18 protein-coding genes are annotated in these 19627 nt (G+C 57.4%); all 18 read right to left on the reverse strand.

Annotated features, from left to right (window positions below; all coding sequences use genetic code 11):
* Window positions 1-135 precede the first annotated feature (135 nt).
* Window positions 136-1968 carry a glutamine--fructose-6-phosphate transaminase (isomerizing) gene (gene glmS / locus ACEN8Z_RS02665; RefSeq protein ID WP_442096435.1) on the reverse strand — a complete coding sequence of 611 codons (1833 nt, stop codon included), beginning with the start codon at window positions 1966-1968 and terminating at the stop codon, window positions 136-138.
* 1 nt (window position 1969) lies between these two features.
* Window positions 1970-2746: a DeoR family transcriptional regulator gene (locus ACEN8Z_RS02670; RefSeq protein WP_008002334.1), complete on the reverse strand. Its 777-nt coding sequence runs from the start codon at window positions 2744-2746 to the stop codon at window positions 1970-1972.
* A gap of 215 nt (window positions 2747-2961) precedes the next feature.
* Window positions 2962-4329 carry a bifunctional UDP-N-acetylglucosamine diphosphorylase/glucosamine-1-phosphate N-acetyltransferase GlmU gene (gene glmU / locus ACEN8Z_RS02675; RefSeq protein WP_495596698.1) on the reverse strand — a complete coding sequence of 456 codons (1368 nt, stop codon included), beginning with the start codon at window positions 4327-4329 and terminating at the stop codon, window positions 2962-2964.
* 113 nt (window positions 4330-4442) lie between these two features.
* Complete coding sequence (locus tag ACEN8Z_RS02680) at window positions 4443-4868, reverse strand: F0F1 ATP synthase subunit epsilon (RefSeq protein WP_007985046.1); 426 nt, start codon at window positions 4866-4868, stop codon at window positions 4443-4445.
* Window positions 4869-4913: 45 nt separating this feature from the next.
* A complete protein-coding gene (gene atpD, locus ACEN8Z_RS02685; RefSeq protein ID WP_008002330.1) occupies window positions 4914-6293 on the reverse strand; it encodes a F0F1 ATP synthase subunit beta in 1380 nt (459 codons plus the stop codon).
* Between the two features lie 27 nt (window positions 6294-6320).
* The gene (gene atpG, locus ACEN8Z_RS02690; RefSeq protein ID WP_007934344.1) at window positions 6321-7181 is read right to left on the reverse strand and encodes a F0F1 ATP synthase subunit gamma; all 861 of its coding nucleotides are present in this window, start codon (window positions 7179-7181) and stop codon (window positions 6321-6323) included.
* Window positions 7182-7231: 50 nt separating this feature from the next.
* A complete protein-coding gene (gene atpA, locus ACEN8Z_RS02695) occupies window positions 7232-8776 on the reverse strand; it encodes a F0F1 ATP synthase subunit alpha (RefSeq protein WP_008045678.1) in 1545 nt (514 codons plus the stop codon).
* A 21-nt stretch (window positions 8777-8797) separates the two neighbouring features.
* Window positions 8798-9334 carry a F0F1 ATP synthase subunit delta gene (locus ACEN8Z_RS02700; RefSeq protein WP_008002325.1) on the reverse strand — a complete coding sequence of 179 codons (537 nt, stop codon included), beginning with the start codon at window positions 9332-9334 and terminating at the stop codon, window positions 8798-8800.
* Window positions 9335-9346: 12 nt separating this feature from the next.
* Window positions 9347-9817 carry a F0F1 ATP synthase subunit B gene (locus ACEN8Z_RS02705; protein ID WP_007934339.1) on the reverse strand — a complete coding sequence of 157 codons (471 nt, stop codon included), beginning with the start codon at window positions 9815-9817 and terminating at the stop codon, window positions 9347-9349.
* A gap of 58 nt (window positions 9818-9875) precedes the next feature.
* Window positions 9876-10133 (reverse strand): F0F1 ATP synthase subunit C, encoded by a 258-nt coding sequence (atpE, locus tag ACEN8Z_RS02710; protein WP_003097235.1) that lies wholly within the window; start codon window positions 10131-10133, stop codon window positions 9876-9878.
* A gap of 133 nt (window positions 10134-10266) precedes the next feature.
* Window positions 10267-11136 (reverse strand): F0F1 ATP synthase subunit A, encoded by an 870-nt coding sequence (gene atpB / locus ACEN8Z_RS02715; RefSeq protein ID WP_008002323.1) that lies wholly within the window; start codon window positions 11134-11136, stop codon window positions 10267-10269.
* 16 nt (window positions 11137-11152) lie between these two features.
* Entirely contained in the window at window positions 11153-11560 is a 408-nt protein-coding gene (locus tag ACEN8Z_RS02720; RefSeq protein WP_007985054.1) for a F0F1 ATP synthase subunit I, read from the reverse strand.
* 148 nt (window positions 11561-11708) lie between these two features.
* Window positions 11709-12581, reverse strand: a complete 873-nt coding sequence (locus ACEN8Z_RS02725) for a ParB/RepB/Spo0J family partition protein (protein WP_102700984.1) — start codon at window positions 12579-12581, stop codon at window positions 11709-11711.
* Window positions 12582-12590: 9 nt separating this feature from the next.
* Window positions 12591-13388, reverse strand: coding sequence for a ParA family protein (locus ACEN8Z_RS02730; protein ID WP_008002319.1), 798 nt, complete (start codon window positions 13386-13388; stop codon window positions 12591-12593).
* 18 nt (window positions 13389-13406) lie between these two features.
* Window positions 13407-14051 (reverse strand): 16S rRNA (guanine(527)-N(7))-methyltransferase RsmG, encoded by a 645-nt coding sequence (gene rsmG / locus ACEN8Z_RS02735; RefSeq protein ID WP_007969895.1) that lies wholly within the window; start codon window positions 14049-14051, stop codon window positions 13407-13409.
* A complete protein-coding gene (gene mnmG, locus ACEN8Z_RS02740; protein WP_116262426.1) occupies window positions 14048-15946 on the reverse strand; it encodes a tRNA uridine-5-carboxymethylaminomethyl(34) synthesis enzyme MnmG in 1899 nt (632 codons plus the stop codon). Before mnmG ends, rsmG begins: the two co-directional genes overlap by 4 nt.
* A 550-nt stretch (window positions 15947-16496) precedes the next feature.
* On the reverse strand, window positions 16497-17867 hold the full coding sequence (mnmE, locus tag ACEN8Z_RS02745; protein ID WP_495596699.1) for a tRNA uridine-5-carboxymethylaminomethyl(34) synthesis GTPase MnmE: 1371 nt from the start codon (window positions 17865-17867) through the stop codon (window positions 16497-16499).
* A gap of 79 nt (window positions 17868-17946) precedes the next feature.
* Window positions 17947-19626: a membrane protein insertase YidC gene (gene yidC, locus ACEN8Z_RS02750; RefSeq protein ID WP_495596700.1), complete on the reverse strand. Its 1680-nt coding sequence runs from the start codon at window positions 19624-19626 to the stop codon at window positions 17947-17949.
* Window position 19627 lies beyond the last annotated feature (1 nt).

The following is a 19627-nucleotide window of genomic DNA, read 5'->3' on the forward strand; positions in this document are numbered from 1 at the left end:
GTGCGCGCCCCGGTTGCGCAGTAGTTTGAGCCGAAGGGACGCGGCGTCCCTTCGGCTCAGCCATATCCGCCGCGCAGCATCCTAAGCGTGCTGACTAATCCAAAGCTACAAGAGGGGCTTTTCGTTGTGGATAACTTATTCCACAGTAACCGACTTCGCCAGGTTGCGCGGCTGGTCAACGTCGGTACCTTTGAGCACAGCAACGTAGTACGACAGCAGCTGCAGCGGGATGGTGTAGAGAATCGGCGACAGGATGTCGTGGATGTGCGGCATGTGCACCACGTGAGTGCCTTCACCGTTGGTCATGCCGGCCTTCTCGTCGGCGAAAACGATTAACTGGCCACCACGGGCGCGGACTTCCTGAAGGTTTGACTTCAGCTTCTCCAGCAGCTCGTTGTTCGGCGCCACGGTCACCACTGGCATGTCGTTATCCACAAGCGCCAACGGGCCATGTTTGAGCTCGCCGGCCGGATAGGCTTCAGCGTGGATGTAGGAGATTTCCTTGAGCTTGAGTGCCCCTTCCATCGCCACCGGGAATTGCGCGCCACGGCCGAGGAACAGCGTGTGGTGTTTCTCGGCGAACAGCTCGGAGATTTTTTCCACGGTGCCGTCCATGGCCAGCGCCTCGCCCAGACGGGTTGGCAAACGACGCAGTTCTTCGACCAGCGTCGCTTCGACGCCTTTGGCCAAAGTGCCACGAACCTGGCCCAGGGAAAGCGTCAGCAACAACAGGCCAACCAATTGCGTGGTGAACGCTTTGGTCGAAGCCACACCGATTTCGCGACCGGCCTGGGTCAACAGGGTCAGATCGGATTCACGCACCAGCGAGCTGATGCCGACGTTGCAGATCGCCAGGCTGGCGAGGAAGCCCAGTTCCTTGGCGTTGCGCAGCGCGGCCAGGGTGTCGGCGGTCTCACCGGACTGGGAAATAGTCACGAACAAGGTGTCCGGCTGCACCACCACCTTGCGGTAGCGGAATTCGCTGGCGACTTCGACCTGGCAAGGAATGCCGGCCAGCTCTTCAAGCCAGTAACGCGCAACCATGCCGGCGTGGTAACTGGTGCCACACGCGACGATCTGTACGTTACGCACTTTGGCGAACAGCTCGGCGGCCTGCGGGCCGAATGCCTGTACCAGCACCTGGTTCTGGCTCAAGCGACCTTCCAGCGTGCGCTGCACCACGGACGGTTGCTCGTGGATTTCCTTGAGCATGAAGTGGCGGAACTCGCCCTTTTCAGCGGCTTCCGCGCCGTCGCGATACTGCACGGCTTCGCGCTCGACAGCCTGGCCGTCAACGTCCCAGATCTGCACGCTGTCGCGGCGGATTTCAGCGATATCGCCTTCTTCCAGATACATGAAACGGTCGGTGACCTGACGCAGGGCCAACTGGTCGGATGCCAGGAAGTTTTCCCCAAGGCCCAGGCCGATCACCAACGGGCTGCCGCTGCGGGCCGCCACCAGGCGATCCGGTTGCTGCGCGCTGATCACCGCCAGGCCGTACGCACCGTGCAACTCTTTGACGGTCGCCTTGAGGGCCACGGTCAGATCGCGCAGATCCTTGAGTTTGTGGTTCAGCAGGTGGGAGATGACTTCAGTGTCGGTGTCCGAGGTGAACACATAGCCCAAGGCTTTGAGTTGTTCACGCAGGGCTTCGTGGTTTTCGATGATGCCGTTGTGCACCACCGCCAGGTCACCGGAGAAATGCGGGTGAGCATTGCGCTCGCACGGTGCACCGTGGGTGGCCCAGCGCGTGTGGGCAATGCCCAGGCGACCGACCAGCGGCTCGGCGGCCAACGCCTGCTCCAGCTCACTGACCTTGCCCGGACGACGCAGGCGCTCGAGTTTTTCATCGTTGGTGTAGACCGCCACGCCAGCGCTGTCATACCCACGGTATTCGAGACGTTTCAGGCCTTCGACGAGGATGGCGGTGATGTTACGTTCTGCGACTGCGCCGACAATTCCACACATGCTATTTCTCCTGACTGACAGCCGCGCAAATCAAAGTGATGCCGCGGGCCTGAATCTGATCGCGAGCCTCAAGCGGCAGGCGTTCATCGGTAATAAGGGTATGGACACTGCTCCATGGCAGCTCCAGGTTGGGAATCTTGCGGCCGATCTTGTCGGCCTCCACCATCACGACCACTTCGCGGGCGACATCGGCCATGACCCGGCTCAGTCCGAGCAGTTCGTTGAAGGTGGTTGTACCGCGAACCAGATCGATGCCATCGGCACCGATAAACAGCTGGTCGAAATCGTAGGAGCGTAGTACCTGCTCGGCAACCTGCCCCTGAAAGGACTCGGAATGCGGGTCCCAGGTACCACCGGTCATCAACAGCACCGGTTCGTGCTCAAGTTCGCTCAGGGCATTGGCGACATGCAGCGAGTTGGTCATCACCACCAGGCCGGGTTGTTGGCCGAGTTCCGGGATCATGGAGGCGGTGGTACTGCCACTGTCGATAATGATGCGCGCATGCTCGCGAATCCGCGCGACGGCGGCACGGGCGATGGCTTGTTTGTATTTGGAAACCGGCTGACCAAGGTCCGCGACCAGTTCCTGAGGCATGGTGATCGCCCCGCCGTAACGACGCAGCAACAGGCCATTGCTTTCAAGTGCCGCCAGATCCTTGCGAATCGTAACTTCAGACGTTTCGAAGCGCTTGGCCAACTCATCCACACTGACTTCGCCCTGCTCATTGAGCAAGGCGAGGATGTTGTGACGACGTTGAGGTGTGTTGCGCTTCGACATGAGCTGGTAAGTTTCGATTCGAAAGATAACGGAAGCAATCAAAACCTATCGGCGAAACTTCGTCAAGCGCCATGCGACAAAAAGAGCTGTGGATAACTTGTAGGAGCGAGCTTGCTCGCGAGAAATAAGAGAGCTACGCATTTTTCCAGAAAGAATGCGTCATCGTTCACGTCCATCGCGAGCGAGCTCGCTCCTACAAGAGAGTTGTGGATAACTCAGCCTTTCTTGATCTTCTCCGGTCGCTTCCAGCCGTCGATGTTTTTCTGACGAGCACGGCCGATGGCCAGCTGGGATTTATCCACAGTCGAGGTAATGGTCGAGCCGGCCGCCGTGGTCGCACCGGCGAGGATATCCACAGGCGCCACCAACGAGTTGTTGGAACCAATGAACACATCTTCGCCCAACACGGTTTTCCACTTGTTGGCGCCGTCGTAGTTGCAGGTGATGGTGCCAGCACCAATGTTGGTGCGCGCCCCGACTTCGGCATCGCCCAGGTAAGTCAGGTGACCGGCCTTGGCGCCTTCGCCCAGGTGCGCGTTTTTCAACTCGACGAAGTTACCCACATGCGCCCGGGCTTCCAGCACGGTACCTGGACGCAGACGCGCGAACGGGCCGGCATCGCTGCCTTCACCCAGAATGGCACCTTCGATATGGCTGTTGGCCTTGATGACCACGCCTTTGCGCAGGGTGCTGTCCTTGATCACACAGTTCGGGCCGATCACCACGTCGTCTTCGATGATGACCTTGCCTTCGAGGATCACGTTGATGTCGATCAGCACGTCGCGGCCCACTGTCACGTCTCCGCGCACATCGAATCGTGCCGGGTCGCGCAGCGTCACACCTTGAGCCATCAAACGACGACCGGCGCGCAATTGATAATGCCGTTCCAGTTCAGAAAGCTGCTTGCGGTCATTGGCACCCTGCACTTCCATGGCGTCGTGCGGTTGCTCGGTGGCCACTACCAGACCATCGCTCACTGCCATGGCAATGATGTCGGTCAGGTAGTACTCGCCCTGGGCGTTGTTATTGGAGAGTCGGCTCATCCAGTCGCCAAGACGGGCAAACGGTAGCGCCAGAATGCCGGTATTGCCTTCGGTGATCTTGCGCTCGGCTTCATTGGTATCTTTCTGCTCGACAATGGCCGTGACCTTGCCCTGCACATCACGAACAATGCGGCCGTAACCGGTCGGGTCATCCAGCTCGACGGTCAGCAAGGCCAATTGCTCTGGCCCCACCTGCTTGAGCAGACGTTGCAGGGTATCGACCTCGATCAACGGCACATCACCATAGAGCACCAGCACGGTGTCGGACTGAATGAACGGCACGGCTTGAGCAACGGCGTGACCGGTACCCAACTGCTTATCCTGCAGAACGAAGTTCAGGTCATCCGCCGCCAGGCGTTCGCGCACTGCATCGGCACCATGACCGATCACCACGTGGATACGCTGTGGATCAAGTTGCCGGGCGCTGTGGATAACATGGCCGAGCATGGAGTTGCCGGCAATCGGGTGCAAAACTTTCGGCAAAGCGGAACGCATGCGCGTGCCTTGGCCAGCAGCGAGAATAACGATTTCAAGAGACATGACTGGCTACCAATCCTGGGTGGTCAGCGGCTGCGACCAGGTTGTAAAAATCGGAAAAGAAAAAAGGGTAGCCGAGGCTACCCTTTTTAATCAATCACACAACAAGTGCAGCCTTAGTGGCCGAACTTCTTGCGGATCTGCTGGACGGTGCGCAGCTGAGCTGCAGCCTCGGCCAGACGTGCGGCAGCAGAACCGTAATCGAATTCCGCGCCTCGCTCATGCAAGGCTTTCTCGGCAGCCTTGACGGCTTCCAAAGCTGCGGCTTCGTCCAGGTCGGCAGCACGTTGCACGGTGTCGGCAAGAACCTTGACCATGTTCGGCTGAACCTCGAGGAAACCACCGGAGATGTAATACACCTCCTCTTCCCCGCCCTGCTTGACCAGGCGGATCGGACCTGGCTTCAGATTAGTGATCAGCGGCGCGTGACCCAGGGCGATACCAAGATCACCCAGTGCACCGTGCGCAATCACCATCTCGACCAGCCCGGAAAAGATTTCTCCTTCCGCGCTGACGATATCGCAATGGACTGTCATAGCCATCTGATTGCCTCAACCTAAATTAGCGCCCGTTGCCGGGCGCCGGGATTACAGTTTCTTGGCTTTCTCGATCGCTTCTTCGATGCCGCCAACCATGTAGAACGCTTGTTCTGGCAGGTGGTCGTAGTCACCGTTGAGGATGCCTTTGAAGCCAGCAATGGTGTCTTTCAGGGAAACGTATTTACCCGATGCACCGGTGAAGACTTCAGCCACGAAGAACGGCTGCGACAAGAAACGCTGGATCTTACGAGCACGGTTTACCAACTGCTTGTCGGCTTCCGACAGCTCGTCCATACCCAGGATCGCAATGATGTCCTTCAGTTCTTTGTAACGCTGCAGAACGTACTGAACGCCGCGAGCGGTGTCGTAGTGGTCCTGGCCGATCACGTTCGGGTCCAGCTGGCGCGAAGTCGAGTCGAGTGGATCGACCGCCGGGTAGATACCCAGGGAAGCGATGTCACGGGACAGAACGACGGTAGCGTCCAAGTGGGCGAAGGTGGTCGCTGGCGACGGGTCGGTCAAGTCATCCGCAGGTACGTATACCGCCTGGATCGAAGTGATCGAACCTTCCTTGGTCGAAGTGATACGTTCTTGCAGAACGCCCATCTCTTCAGCCAGGGTCGGCTGGTAACCTACTGCCGAAGGCATACGGCCCAGCAGTGCGGATACTTCAGTACCGGCCAGGGTGTAACGATAGATGTTGTCGACGAACAGCAGAACGTCGTTACCTTCGTCACGGAACTTCTCGGCCATGGTCAGGCCGGTCAGAGCTACGCGCAGACGGTTACCCGGCGGCTCGTTCATCTGACCGTAAACCAGTGCCACTTTGTCCAGAACGTTGGAGTCCTTCATCTCGTGGTAGAAGTCGTTACCCTCACGAGTACGCTCACCCACACCGGCGAACACGGAATAACCGCTGTGCTCGATGGCGATGTTACGGATCAGTTCCATCATGTTTACGGTCTTGCCTACACCGGCACCACCGAACAGACCGACTTTACCGCCTTTGGCGAACGGGCAAACCAGGTCGATAACCTTAATGCCGGTTTCCAGCAGGTCGTTGCCGCCTGCTTGTTCAGCGAACGAAGGCGCTGGACGGTGAATGCCCCAACGCTCTTCAGTGGCGATAGGGCCAGCTTCGTCGATCGGGTTGCCCAGAACGTCCATGATCCGGCCCAGAGTCGCTTTACCGACCGGTACGGAGATGGCTGCGCCAGAGTCGGTAACTTCCAGACCGCGCTTCAAGCCTTCGGTGGAACCCATCGCAATGGTACGAACCACGCCGTCGCCCAGCTGCTGCTGAACTTCCAGGGTGGTCCCGGCCGCGCTTTGTACTGTCAGCGCGTTGTAGATGCTCGGTACGCTGTCGCGTGGGAATTCCACGTCGATAACGGCGCCGATGATTTGAACGATACGTCCGCTACTCATAGCTGGATCCTCTGAATATTTGAACCGTTAAACCGCGGCAGCGCCGCCGACGATTTCCGAGATCTCTTGGGTGATCGCAGCCTGACGCGCCTTGTTGTAGACCAGCTGCAAATCGCTGATCAAATCACCGGCGTTGTCGGTAGCGTTCTTCATCGCGATCATCCGCGCAGCTTGTTCAGCCGCGTTGTTCTCGACCACCGCCTGGTAGACCTGCGACTCAACGTAGCGGACCATCAAGCCGTCAAGCAGCTCTTTGGCATCCGGTTCGTAGAGATAGTCCCAGTGGTGCTTGAGTTCCTGATCCGGGGTTGCCACCAGTGGAATCAATTGCTCCACGGTAGGCTGTTGCGTCATGGTGTTGATGAACTTGTTGGATACCACGGACAGGCGGTCAATACGGCCGTCCAGGTAGGCATCCAGCATCACCTTGACGCTGCCGATCAAGTCATTGATCGACGGCTCTTCACCCAGGTGGCTGATAGCTGCTACGACGTTGCCGCCGAAGTTGCGGAAAAAGGCCGCACCCTTGCTACCCACTACACACAGATCGATCTCGACGCCGTTTTCGCGGTTTACCGCCATGTCCTTGACCAAAGCCTTGAACAGGTTGGTGTTCAAGCCACCACACAGACCACGGTCACTGCTCACTACGACATAACCGACGCGCTTTACTTCACGGTCGATCATGAACGGGTGGCGATATTCCGGGTTAGCGTTGGCCAGATGGCCAATAACCTGGCGGATGCGCTCCGCATAAGGACGGCTAGCAGCCATGCGCATTTGTGCCTTGCGCATTTTGCTGACCGCCACTTTTTCCATGGCGCTGGTAATTTTTTGCGTGCTTTTGATGCTCGCAATCTTACTGCGAATCTCTTTTGCGCCTGCCATGTAACACCTATCAGGTTAGCAAGCGGGAGCCTTGCGGCTCCCGCTGCGGCTTACCAGGTTTGGGTGGCCTTGAACTTCTCGATACCGGCTTTCATGCCAGCGTCGATTTCGTCATTGAAGTCACCCTTCACGTTGATCTTCGCCATCAAGTCGGCGTGATCGCGGTTGAAGAAAGCAATCAGCGCTTGTTCGAAGCTGCCGATCTTGGCGATTTCAACGTCAGTCAGGAACCCACGCTCAGCGGCATACAGCGACAGCGCCATGTCGGCGATCGACATTGGTGCGTATTGCTTCTGCTTCATCAGCTCGGTAACGCGCTGACCATGCTCAAGTTGCTTACGGGTCGCTTCGTCCAGGTCAGAAGCGAACTGGGCGAATGCCGCCAGTTCACGGTACTGAGCCAGAGCGGTACGGATACCACCGGACAGCTTCTTGATGATCTTGGTCTGAGCGGCACCACCCACACGGGATACCGAAACACCGGCGTTAACTGCAGGACGGATGCCCGAGTTGAACATGGCCGATTCCAGGAAGATCTGACCGTCGGTGATGGAAATCACGTTGGTCGGAACGAACGCGGAAACGTCGCCAGCCTGGGTTTCGATGATCGGCAGTGCAGTCAGGGAACCGGTTTTGCCGGTCACTGCACCGTTGGTGAACTTCTCTACGTACTCTTCCGAAACGCGGGATGCGCGCTCCAGCAGACGGGAGTGGAGATAGAACACGTCGCCTGGGTAAGCTTCACGGCCTGGTGGACGGCGCAGCAGCAGGGAAATCTGGCGGTAAGCCACTGCTTGCTTGGACAGATCGTCATAAACGATCAGCGCGTCTTCACCGCGGTCGCGGAAGAATTCACCCATGGTGCAACCGGAGTACGGTGCCAGGAATTGCAGCGCAGGAGATTCCGAAGCACTGGCAGCCACGATGATCGTGTTGGCCAGGGCGCCGTTTTCTTCCAGCTTGCGAACCACGTTGGCGATGGTCGATTGTTTCTGACCGATCGCTACGTAGACGCAGTAAATGCCGCTGTTTTTCTGGTTGATGATCGCGTCGATCGCCAGAGCGGTTTTACCGATCTGACGGTCACCGATGATCAGCTCACGCTGGCCACGGCCGACAGGGATCATGGCATCGACAGCCTTGTAGCCAGTCTGTACAGGCTGGTCTACCGACTTACGCCAGATCACGCCTGGAGCAACTTTCTCGACCGCGTCGGTCTCGGTGTTGCCCAGTGGACCTTTGCCGTCAACAGGGTTACCCAGTGCGTCGACTACGCGACCCAGCAGTTCCTTACCAACCGGAACTTCCAGGATGCGGCCAGTGCACTTGGCGCTCATGCCTTCAGCCAGAGACTGGTATGCGCCCAATACAACGGCACCTACGGAGTCTTGCTCCAGGTTGAGGGCCATACCGAAGACGCCGCCCGGAAACTCGATCATCTCGCCGTACATTACGTCGGCCAGACCGTGAATCCGCACGATACCGTCAGATACGCTGACGACAGTGCCTTCGTTACGGGCTTGGGAGGTCACATCGAGCTTGTCGATGCGGCCCTTGATAATTTCACTTATTTCGGAAGGATTGAGTTGCTGCATTGCTCTGCTGCCCCTTCAAACTCAAGATTTCAATGCTTCGGCAAGTTTCGCGATTTTTCCGCGAATCGAGCCATCGATAACCAGGTCGCCGGCGCGAATGACGACACCACCAATAAGGGCAGCGTCCTCCGCAACTTGCAGGCGCACTTCCCGGTTGAGTCGTGCACTGAGAACCTTGGCGAGTTTGTCTTGCTGTTCTTGGTTCAATGCGAAAGCACTGGTCACTTCAACGTCTACCGACTTCTCTTGCTCGGCCTTGTACAGGTCGAACAGAGCGGCGATCTCCGGCAACAGCGGGAGACGGTCGTTTTCGGCAACGACATTGATGAAGTTCTGTGCCTTCACATCAAACTTGTCGCCGCACACGTCAATGAACGTGGCGGCCTTTTCTGCGCTCGTCAGTCGCGGGGCCTTGAGCACACGCTGCATGGTGTCGTCTTCCGACACCAGTGCTGCCAGGCCGAGCATGGCTGACCAATTGGCCAGTTGCTGGTGGGCCTGAGCGTGCTCGAAGGCCGCCTTAGCGTAAGGTCGGGCCAACGTGGTCAGTTCTGCCATGATCGCCCTCGCTTAGATTTCAGCAGCCAGTTGGTTAACCAGCTCTGCGTGCGCGTTTTGATCGATTGTGGCACCCAGGATCTTCTCGGCGCCGCCGACTGCCAGCAAGCCCACTTGGGCACGCAGCGCGTCTTTGACACTGTTCAGTTCCTGTTCGATCTCGGCTTGAGCCTGAACCTTCACACGGTCAGCGTCGACACGGGCTTTTTCAACAGCCTCTTCGACAATCTGATTACCGCGTTTCTTGGCTTGCTCGATGATTTCAGCTGCCTGAGCTTTCGCTTCGCGCAGTTGCTGACCCGCTTTCTCTTGGGCCAACTCCAGGTCACGAGCTGCTCGGCTGGCAGCGTCCAGACCATCAGCGATCTTCTTTTGACGTTCGTGCAGTGCCGCAATGACCGGAGGCCATACGAACTTCATGCAGAACAGTACAAAAATCAGGAACGCAACGGACTGGCCAATCAGGGTCGCATTAATGTTCACGCCAACACCTCGCAGTTACGTTGTCCATCACACCAAATTACCCGGAAGATCCGAGTAATTAGCCAGCGATTTGACCAACGAACGGGTTCGCAAAGGTGAAGAACAGAGCGATACCAACACCGATCATAGTTACGGCGTCGAGCAGACCGGCAACGATGAACATTTTAACTTGCAGCATTGGAACCATTTCTGGCTGACGCGCTGCGCCTTCCAGGAACTTGCCGCCCAGCAGGCCGAAACCAATTGCGGTACCCAGTGCGCCCAGGCCGATCAACAGTGCAACAGCGATAGCGGTTAGACCAACTACAGTTTCCATCTTTCCTCCCGACTTTTACGTCGTATGGTTTAGGTTTTTTAGATTAAAGCGGTAAAACAAATCGTTTCAGAGGCCCCGTGAAGAGCCCCTTCCCGTTTGACCGGGAAGGACATCAGACTAGTCGAGACTGGTCTTAATGGTTTTCTTCGTGCGCCATCGACAGGTAGACGATGGTCAGCATCATGAAGATGAACGCCTGCAGGGTGATGATCAGGATGTGGAACACAGCCCACGCCCACTGCAGAACAACGCCCAGGCCGCTCAGCCAGAGCAGGCCGCTGCCGAACATCACAGCGATCAGAATGAACACCAGCTCGCCGGCATACATGTTGCCGAACAGACGCAGAGCCAGGGAGATCGGCTTGGCGATCAGGGTCACGAATTCCAGCAGGAAGTTCACCGGAATCAGCAGGGCTTGAACGAAGATGTTCTTGCTGCCGAACGGGTGCAGAGTCAGCTCGCCGATGAAGCCGCCGAGGCCCTTGATCTTGATGCTGTAGAAAATGATCAGCGCGAACACCGTGAAGGCCATGGCCAGAGTAGCGTTCGGGTCGGTGGTCGACACGGCGCGGAACGGGATATGGTGGTCGCCGGAGATCAGGATGGCCAGCTGAGGAATCCAGTCGACCGGTACCAGGTCAACGGCGTTCATCAGGAACACCCAGACGAAGATGGTCAGTGCCAGCGGTGCAATCACCGGGCTACGGCCATGGAAGCTGTCTTTCACGCTGCCATCGACGAATTCGACCAAAACTTCAACGAAGTTCTGCAAAGCACCTGGCTGACCCGAAGTCGCTTTCTTGGCCGCCATGCGGAAAAGAAGAACGAAGATCAGACCCAATGCGACCGACCAGCCGAGGGTATCGACGTGGAAAGCCCAGAAGCCCATTTCCTTGGCTTCTGCTGCGGTGTGGGCAAAGCCCCAGCCGCCGGTAGGGAGCTGACCGAAGGTCAGGTTCTGCAAGTGGTGCTGGATATAGCCCGAAGCGGTTGTTTCTGCCATGGTTGCCTCAAACGCCCTAAGGTCTCGAAAGTCTTGTTCTCATCAGCAGGGGAGCGAACCAGCTGACCAGTTGGGTCAGCACGAAGACGCCGAATACAGCTAGCGGCGCCAATGGCTTCACACCTGCGAACGTCAATGCAAAAAGCACCGCCGTCAAAATCAGTTTGCCCGCCTCGCCGGCATAAAATGACCGGACGATGGCTTGAGCTGCCCGGGCGCCGGAAAACCGAAATGCCCTGTGAGCGAAATAAACATTGGGAAGCAAGGCTATCAGGCCCCCGCAAAGTCCCGAGTACCCGGCAACGACTCCATACCGTTGCCAGAGCGCCAAAGCGGCAATGAGCAGAACGACAAATTGAGCCATTAACACCGGAAAAACTGCCAGGCGATGGAACGGCAAGCGGTTTGGCGTGCGGGTTTCCATCACTTTTGCTCTCCAATGGTCGGCTGCCGAAATTCAATAACTTGGCATAATTTGTGCCGACAAAATGCGCGCAGAGTATAGGGGCGGTTCTGCCCCTATTCAACTGTCAGGTAGTGATTTCCGTCTGCACGCTACATGAGGAAATGTTTCAGCGGATATGTGCGAGTACGCCTTGAAGCTCATCGAGGGAGTTGTAACCAATCACCAACTGCCCTTTACCCTTCTTACCGTGGCGAATCTGCACCGCAGAGCCTAGGCGCTCGGCCAGGCGCTGTTCGAGACGAGCGATATCCGGGTCCGGTTTTGCCGGTTCGACAGGCTCCGGTTTGCCACTCAACCACTGGCGAACCAGTGCCTCAGTCTGGCGCACGGTCAGTCCGCGTGCGACAACATGTCGCGCCCCTTCAACCTGTTGATTTTCCGGCAAACCGAGCAATGCGCGGGCATGACCCATTTCCAGGTCGCCGTGGGACAACATGGTCTTGATGACTTCCGGCAAGGAAATCAGGCGCAGCAGGTTAGCCACGGTCACCCGGGACTTGCCCACTGCCTCGGCCACCTGTTGCTGGGTCAGCTGGAACTCCTGCTGTAAACGCTGCAGGGCCACCGCTTCTTCAATCGGGTTCAGGTCTTCGCGCTGGATGTTCTCGATCAGCGCGATGGCGATCGCGGTTTCATCGGGTACATCGCGAACCATCGCCGGGATGGTTTCCTGCCCCGCTTGCTGGCTGGCGCGCCAGCGGCGTTCGCCGGCAATGATTTCAAAGCGGCCGCTGCCGATCGGGCGAACCACGATGGGCTGCATGACGCCCTGGGCCCTGATCGACTGCGCCAGTTCTTCGAGCGCCTGCGGATCCATGTCACGACGCGGCTGGTATTTGCCGCGCTGGAGCAGATCCAGGGGAAGGTGTTGCAGCTCACGCTGATCGGCTTGCGCCGCTTGTTCTTCCAGCGAGCTGACAGTCGGACCACTCAACAGAGCATCCAGTCCACGTCCGAGACCTCGTTTCTTGACGGCCATGGGGATTCCTTAAGTTGCCTGAGCAGCGGCGATGCGTGAGTTTTTGCGTTGACGACGAACCATTTCGCCCGCCAATGCCAGATAGGCAACGGCGCCCCGCGATGATTTGTCGTACGCCAGCGCCGGCATGCCGTAGCTTGGCGCTTCGGCCAGACGGATGTTGCGCGGAATGACGGTGTCGTAGAGCTGCTCGCCGAAGTGTTCCTTGAGCTGCGCCGAGACATCGTTCATCAGGCTCAGGCGCGGGTCGTACATCGTACGCAGCAGGCCTTCGACCTTGAGGTTCGGATTCAGCAGTTCGGCGATGCGCTTGATGTTATCCACAAGGTCGCTCAAGCCTTCAAGAGCGAAGTACTCGCATTGCATGGGGATAATTACCCCGTCGGCGGCAACCAGTGCATTCAATGTCAGCATCGACAGCGACGGCGGGCAGTCGATCAGGATGTAGTCGTAGTTTTCCCGGATCGGCGCCAGCGCGCTGCGCAGACGGCTTTCCTTCATCTGCATTTCCAGCAGCACCACTTCGGCCGCGGTGAGGTCGCGGTTGGCCGGCAACAACTGGTAACCACCGTGTTCGGAGAAGTGCATGGCCTGGGCCAGGTCACATTCGCCGATCAGCAGGTCGTAGACCGAGTTTTCCAGGCCATGTTTATCCACACCGCTACCCATGGTGGCGTTGCCCTGTGGATCAAGGTCGATCAACAGCACCCGGCGCTTGGTCGCGACCAGGGATGCTGCGAGGTTGATGCAGGTGGTGGTTTTGCCCACGCCACCCTTTTGGTTCGCTATCGCGAATACCTTAGCCATTCTTGCTTGTGTTCCCAATCATGCCGTGCGGCGCAGTATCAGCAGATGGCGTTGGCCTTGGCAACCAGGTACGGCCAGGGCGTGTTCGCTATCGAGGTGGAAGTCTGCCGGCAATGCTACCAGCTCATCGGCCGGATGAACGCCCTTCATTGCCAGCCAGCGTGTTTCGCTATCGCCGAGGTGGCGAGTCCAGTTGCTGAAGTTTTCCATGCTGCTGAACGCCCGGGAAATGATCCCGTTGAACGGCTGGGCAGGCTGGAACGCTTCGACGCGACTGTGGATAACTTGCAGGTTATCCAGTTTGAGTTCGAGTTTTACCTGGGTCAGGAAGCGGGTTTTCTTGCCGTTGCTGTCCAGGCAAGTCACCTGGGACTCGGGAAACAGGATGGCCAGCGGAATGCCGGGCATGCCGCCGCCGCTGCCGACGTCGAGCCAGCGACCGTTTTCGATGAAAGACATCACACTCAGACTATCGAGCAAGTGACGGGAAACCATTTCGTCCGGATCACGCACGGCGGTGAGGTTGTAAGCCTTGTTCCACTTGATCAACAGGGCCAGGTAACCCAGCAGTTGTGCGTGCTGGGTTTCTGTCAGCGTGACACCGAGTTGGCGAGCACCTGTGGATAACTCTTCTGCGTGTTGCGAAGTGACCAACGAACTCAAGCGCTTTGCTCCAACTGACGGCCCGCGCCGCGTTTTTTCAAATGAATCATCAACAGCGAAATGGCTGCCGGTGTAACGCCCGGGATGCGCGACGCCTGGCCCAAAGTCTCTGGACGGGTCGCACCGAGCTTGCTCTGGATCTCTTTGGAGAGACCGGAAATGTTCGTGTAATCGATATCCACAGGCAGTTTGGTGTCTTCGCTGGCGCGCAGGCGTGCGATTTCATCCTGTTGACGATCGATGTAGCCGGCGTACTTGGTCTTGATTTCGACCTGTTCGGCGACTTGTGGATCTTCTGCGCCCCCACCGGTCACGGCAATCAGACCAGCGTAGTCGATTTCCGGACGACTCAAGAGATTCAGCAGGTTGTATTCGTGGGTCAGCGGCGTGCCGAACTTTTCGGCAATCGCATCGCCTTGTTCGGTGCCCGGGCGTACCCAGGTGCTTTTCAGGCGCTGCTCTTCCAGTTCGATGCTTTCGCGTTTTTTGCAGAAAGCGGCCCAACGCACGTCATCCACCAGGCCCAATTCGCGACCTTTTTCGGTCAAGCGCAGGTCGGCGTTGTCTTCGCGCAGGATCAGACGGTATTCGGCACGGGACGTGAACATCCGGTACGGCTCTTGGGTGCCGAGGGTAATCAGGTCGTCGACCAACACGCCGATGTAGGCCTCGTCGCGACGCGGGCACCAGGCATCTTTGCCTTGCGCACGCAGTGCGGCGTTGGTCCCGGCCAGCAAACCCTGGGCGCCGGCTTCTTCGTAACCGGTGGTGCCGTTGATTTGCCCGGCGAAAAACAGGCCGCCGATGACTTTGGTTTCCAGGCTGTATTTCAAATCGCGTGGATCGAAGTAGTCGTACTCGATCGCGTAGCCCGGACGCACGATGTGCGCGTTTTCCATGCCGCGGATCGATTGCACGATCTGCAATTGCACGTCGAACGGCAAGCTTGTGGATATCCCGTTCGGATACAGCTCGTTCGTCGTCAAACCTTCCGGTTCGATGAACACCTGATGGCTTTCCTTATCGGCAAAGCGATGGATCTTGTCTTCGATCGACGGGCAATAACGTGGACCGATGCCTTCGATCTCGCCTGCATCGGAATACATCGGCGAACGGTCGAGGTTCGCCGCGATGATTTCGTGGGTACGGGCGTTCGTGTGGGTAATCCAGCAACTGACTTGCTGTGGATGTTGTTCCTTGTTGCCGAGGAACGACATCACCGGGATCGGCGTATCGCCCGGTTGCTCGGTCATTACCGAGAAATCAACAGACCGGCCATCAATACGCGGTGGAGTACCGGTTTTCAGGCGACCGACACGCAGAGGAAGTTCACGCAGACGGTGTGCCAAGGCAATCGACGGCGGATCACCAGCGCGACCACCGGAGAAATTCTGCAAACCAATGTGGATAAGTCCACCGAGGAAGGTGCCGGTGGTCAAAACCACCGAGTCGGCGAGGAAACGCAGGCCCATTTGGGTGACAACACCACGGACTTGTTCCTGCTCGACGATCAGATCGTCAGCAGCTTGTTGAAATATCCACAGGTTCGGCTGGTTTTCCAGGATTTCGCGGACAGCGGCCTTGTACAGAACCCGGTCTGCCTGTGCGCGGGTTGCTCGCACCGCCGGGCCTTTACGGCTGTTCAACACGCGAAACTGGATGCCGCCTTTATCGGTAGCCATGGCCATCGCGCCACCTAAGGCGTCGATTTCCTTGACCAGATGGCTTTTGCCGATCCCGCCGATGGCCGGGTTGCAACTCATGGCACCGAGGGTTTCCACGTTATGCGTCAGCAACAGGGTTTTGACCCCCATACGTGCTGAGGCCAGTGCTGCCTCGGTACCGGCATGACCGCCGCCGATGACGATCACTTCAAAACGGGAAGGGAAATCCACCACGCACCTCGTGCCTGCTTAAGTAGGTAATTCAGGAATAGTTTGAGCTCAGGTTTTTGGACCTGGTCGACAAGTATAGGGACTTCGCCCTTCCTAAAGAACCCTTTGCACAAAAATTAACCAGCTGTGGAAAAGTCGGAGTTATAGAAATTAAAAAGAGAGAAATTTATTAAATCTCTGTTTTTATGTTTATTTCTATGCACCTGCCTTTCTGTGGATAGATTTATACAGGCCTTTGTTTTCAATGTGTACAGAGATTCAAAACCCTGTGGTCATGTGCCAATGAGGCCCTTGGATAACCGGTGTAAGCCTGTGGATGAAAGGGGTTGTTATCCACAGAGGTGGTTGTATTCAGTTTTCGAGCCCTGTTATCAACTGACCTTAGCGGCGGTTATTCACAGGGCTTAATCCACAGAAAAATGCCGTTTGCTCGAAATTCAGGTACAGGAATTCCGCTCAAGCAGACAAAGTCAGCTCGGCACTGGAGGGTTTATTCTGAAAAGGAGAGAGCAGACAGGCACGAATGGCCTGTCTGTGAACAACAGGAGGGCTATTTACCGATACAGAAGCTGGAAAAAATTCGCCCCAACAGATCATCGGAGCTGAAAGCGCCGGTAATTTCTCCCAGCGATTGCTGAGCCTGGCGCAAATCCTCGGCCAACAACTCGCCCGCACCGGCCAGGGTCAATTGGGCACGACCATGCTCGAGGGCAGCACTGGCATGACGTAGCGCCTCAAGGTGTCGCCGGCGAGCGCTGAAGCTGCTTTCGGACGTTTGTTCATAGCCCATGCAGGCCTTGAGGTGATCACGCAGCAACTCCAGGCCTGAACCACCAGATTTGGCACTCAGGCTGATGGTGACGTGACCGTCTTGACTGACTTCCAGGGCAATGGCTTCGCCCGTGAGGTCGGCCTTGTTGCGGATCAGGGTGACTTTCGCGGGATCGGGACGGATTTCCAGAAACTCCGGCCAGAGTGCGAATGGATCGAGGGCTTCCGGTGCCGTGGCATCGACCACCAGCAGTACCCGATCCGCTTCGCCGATGGCTTTCAAGGCACGTTCGACGCCGATTTTTTCCACATGATCATCGGTATCGCGCAGACCGGCGGTATCTACAACGTGCAACGGCATGCCATCGATGTGGATATGTTCACGAAGCACATCGCGGGTGGTGCCGGCAATTTCGGTCACGATCGCCGCTTCACGCCCGGCCAGGGCATTGAGCAGGCTGGATTTACCGGCATTCGGACGACCGGCAATGACCACGGTCATGCCGTCACGCAGCAAGGCGCCCTGCCCGGCTTCGCGCATGACGGTGGATAACTCGTCGCGCACCTTGTCGAGCATGCTCAGGACGTGGCCATCGGCAAGGAAGTCAATTTCCTCCTCCGGAAAATCGATGGCCGCTTCGACATAGATCCGCAGGCCGATCAGTTGCTCGGTGAGGTTATGCACACGTGACGAGAAAGCCCCCTGTAGGGAGCGCAACGCGTTTCGCGCAGCCTGGGCAGAACTGGCTTCAATCAGGTCGGCAATGGCTTCGGCCTGGGCGAGGTCCAGTTTGTCGTTCAGGAAGGCGCGCTCACTGAATTCCCCCGGTCGAGCGAGCCGGCAACCCAGTTCCAGGCAGCGCTTGAGCAACATATCCAGAACAATCGGACCGCCATGGCCTTGCAACTCCAGCACATCTTCGCCAGTGAACGAGTTCGGGCCAGGGAAATACAAGGCAATGCCCTGGTCCAGCACCTCGTCGTTTTCACCGAAAAATGGACCGTAGTGAGCAAATCGCGGCTTGAGCTCGCGACCACTGAAGGCCTTGGCCGCAATGCTGGCCAACGGCCCGGAAATACGCACGATGCCTACACCGCCGCGACCTTGAGCGGTGGCGACGGCGGCGATGGTTTCACGAGGAACGCTCATAAACCGGTATCCAGACAAAAGTGACAGATAGCAAAACGCCCCACTAGGGGGCGTTTTGAGTGGTTATCCACAGTGTAAATCAGGCAGCTGCTTTAGTAGCCGCTTCGATCTTACGAGTGATGTACCACTGTTGGGCGATCGACAGGCAGTTGTTCACTACCCAGTACAGCACCAGACCTGCCGGGAACCACAGGAAGAAGAAGGTGAAGATGATCGGCATCAACTTCATCACCTTGGCCTGCATCGGATCCGGAGGAGTCGGGTTCAGCTGCTGCTGGATGAACATGGTTGCACCCATGATGATCGGCAGAATGAAGAACGGATCCTTGATCGACAGGTCAGTAATCCACAGCATGAACGGCGCCTGGCGCATTTCAACGCTTTCCAGCAGAACCCAGTACAGCGAGAGGAAAACCGGCATCTGCACGAGGATTGGCAAGCAACCACCCAGCGGATTGATCTTCTCTTTCTTGTACAGCTCCATCATGGCTTGCGACATTTTCTGTCGGTCATCGCCATGTTGCTCTTTCAGCGCGGCCAGTTTCGGAGCCACTGCACGCATGCGCGCCATGGATTTGTAGCTGGCAGCCGACAACGGGAAGAAGAGCCCTTTGATCAGCATGGTCAGGAAGATGATCGACCAGCCCCAGTTACCCACAATGGCGTGGATATGTTGCAGCAACCAGAAGATTGGTTGGGCGATGAACCACAGAATGCCGTAGTCGACGGTCAATTCCAGACCTGGGGACAACTCTTTCAGCACGGCCTGGCTTTTCGGACCGGCGTACAGAACAGCGCTGGTTTCAGCCTTGGCACCCGGCGCAACACTCATCGATGGGCCGGTGTAGCCGATGATGTAGTTGCCTTTGCTGTCTTTACGGGTCTGGATGACGTTGTTTTCGCCCTTGGCCGGAATCCATGCGGTCACGAAGTAGTGCTGCAACCAGGCAACCCAACCGCCAGTGACGGTTTCCTTCAACGGCGCCTTGTCCATGTCCTTCATGGACACTTTCTTGTACGGCTCGGAACTTGTCCACAGGGCAGCGCCCAGGTAAGTCGCGGTGCCGGTAGCCGTGGTCGACGAAGGATCGGCGCTGGCGTCACGCTTCAATTGCGCGAACATCGCACCCGTCCAGGGCTGAGCGCTCTGGTTGTCGATCAGGTAGGAAACGGTTACGTCATACAGGCCGCGTTTCAGGGTGAAACGCTTGATGTAGTTGACGCCGTCCTTGCTGAACTTCAGGTCCACGACCAATTGGTCCTGACCGTCAGCCAGCTGATAAACCTTCTTCTCCGAGGAATAAACCGGACGACCGGCAGGATTTGCATCCGGACCGTTGCTGCCGATCAGACCGCTTTGCGCCAGATAAGTACGTTCGCCGCCGTTATCGAACAGCTGGAACGGAATTTCCGGGTGATCCTGACGACGCGGATACAGCGGCAGGGTCAGCTGGGCAACATCGCCACCTTGTGGGTCGACAGCCAGGTCCAGTACATCCGTTTTGATCTGGATGAGGTCCTTGCTCACAGCCACCGGAGTTTCGGCAGGTGCGCTGGTGTCGCTTGCAGCACGTGGAATGTCGTCACTGGCAGAAGTGTTGGAGCCAGATGCCGTATCCGGCAGGCCCGATGCAGTCGTATTGGTGGCAACATTCTGAGTCGGCAGGGCAGCCTGACCATAGTCCTGGTTCCATTTAAGAACCATAACGTAGGACACGATTGCCAGGGCGACGATCAGGATCGTGCGTTTGATATCCATG

Source organism: Pseudomonas sp. Pseusp10, assembly GCF_059492225.1.

What these genes read in the sequence shown, in the direction of transcription:
- glmS (WP_442096435.1), bottom strand. Translation starts at nt 1,968, where the DNA reads ATGTGTGGAATTGTCGGCGCAGTCGCAGAACGTAACATCACCGCCATC.
- yidC (WP_495596700.1), bottom strand. Translation starts at nt 19,626, where the DNA reads ATGGATATCAAACGCACGATCCTGATCGTCGCCCTGGCAATCGTGTCC.
- mnmE (WP_495596699.1), bottom strand. Translation starts at nt 17,867, where the DNA reads ATGAGCGTTCCTCGTGAAACCATCGCCGCCGTCGCCACCGCTCAAGGT.
- ACEN8Z_RS02725 (WP_102700984.1), bottom strand. Translation starts at nt 12,581, where the DNA reads ATGGCCGTCAAGAAACGAGGTCTCGGACGTGGACTGGATGCTCTGTTG.
- atpE (WP_003097235.1), bottom strand. Translation starts at nt 10,133, where the DNA reads ATGGAAACTGTAGTTGGTCTAACCGCTATCGCTGTTGCACTGTTGATC.
- glmU (WP_495596698.1), bottom strand. Translation starts at nt 4,329, where the DNA reads ATGTCTCTTGAAATCGTTATTCTCGCTGCTGGCCAAGGCACGCGCATG.
- atpB (WP_008002323.1), bottom strand. Translation starts at nt 11,136, where the DNA reads ATGGCAGAAACAACCGCTTCGGGCTATATCCAGCACCACTTGCAGAAC.
- atpD (WP_008002330.1), bottom strand. Translation starts at nt 6,293, where the DNA reads ATGAGTAGCGGACGTATCGTTCAAATCATCGGCGCCGTTATCGACGTG.
- ACEN8Z_RS02670 (WP_008002334.1), bottom strand. Translation starts at nt 2,746, where the DNA reads ATGTCGAAGCGCAACACACCTCAACGTCGTCACAACATCCTCGCCTTG.
- ACEN8Z_RS02680 (WP_007985046.1), bottom strand. Translation starts at nt 4,868, where the DNA reads ATGGCTATGACAGTCCATTGCGATATCGTCAGCGCGGAAGGAGAAATC.
- atpA (WP_008045678.1), bottom strand. Translation starts at nt 8,776, where the DNA reads ATGCAGCAACTCAATCCTTCCGAAATAAGTGAAATTATCAAGGGCCGC.
- ACEN8Z_RS02700 (WP_008002325.1), bottom strand. Translation starts at nt 9,334, where the DNA reads ATGGCAGAACTGACCACGTTGGCCCGACCTTACGCTAAGGCGGCCTTC.
- ACEN8Z_RS02730 (WP_008002319.1), bottom strand. Translation starts at nt 13,388, where the DNA reads ATGGCTAAGGTATTCGCGATAGCGAACCAAAAGGGTGGCGTGGGCAAA.
- atpG (WP_007934344.1), bottom strand. Translation starts at nt 7,181, where the DNA reads ATGGCAGGCGCAAAAGAGATTCGCAGTAAGATTGCGAGCATCAAAAGC.
- ACEN8Z_RS02720 (WP_007985054.1), bottom strand. Translation starts at nt 11,560, where the DNA reads ATGGAAACCCGCACGCCAAACCGCTTGCCGTTCCATCGCCTGGCAGTT.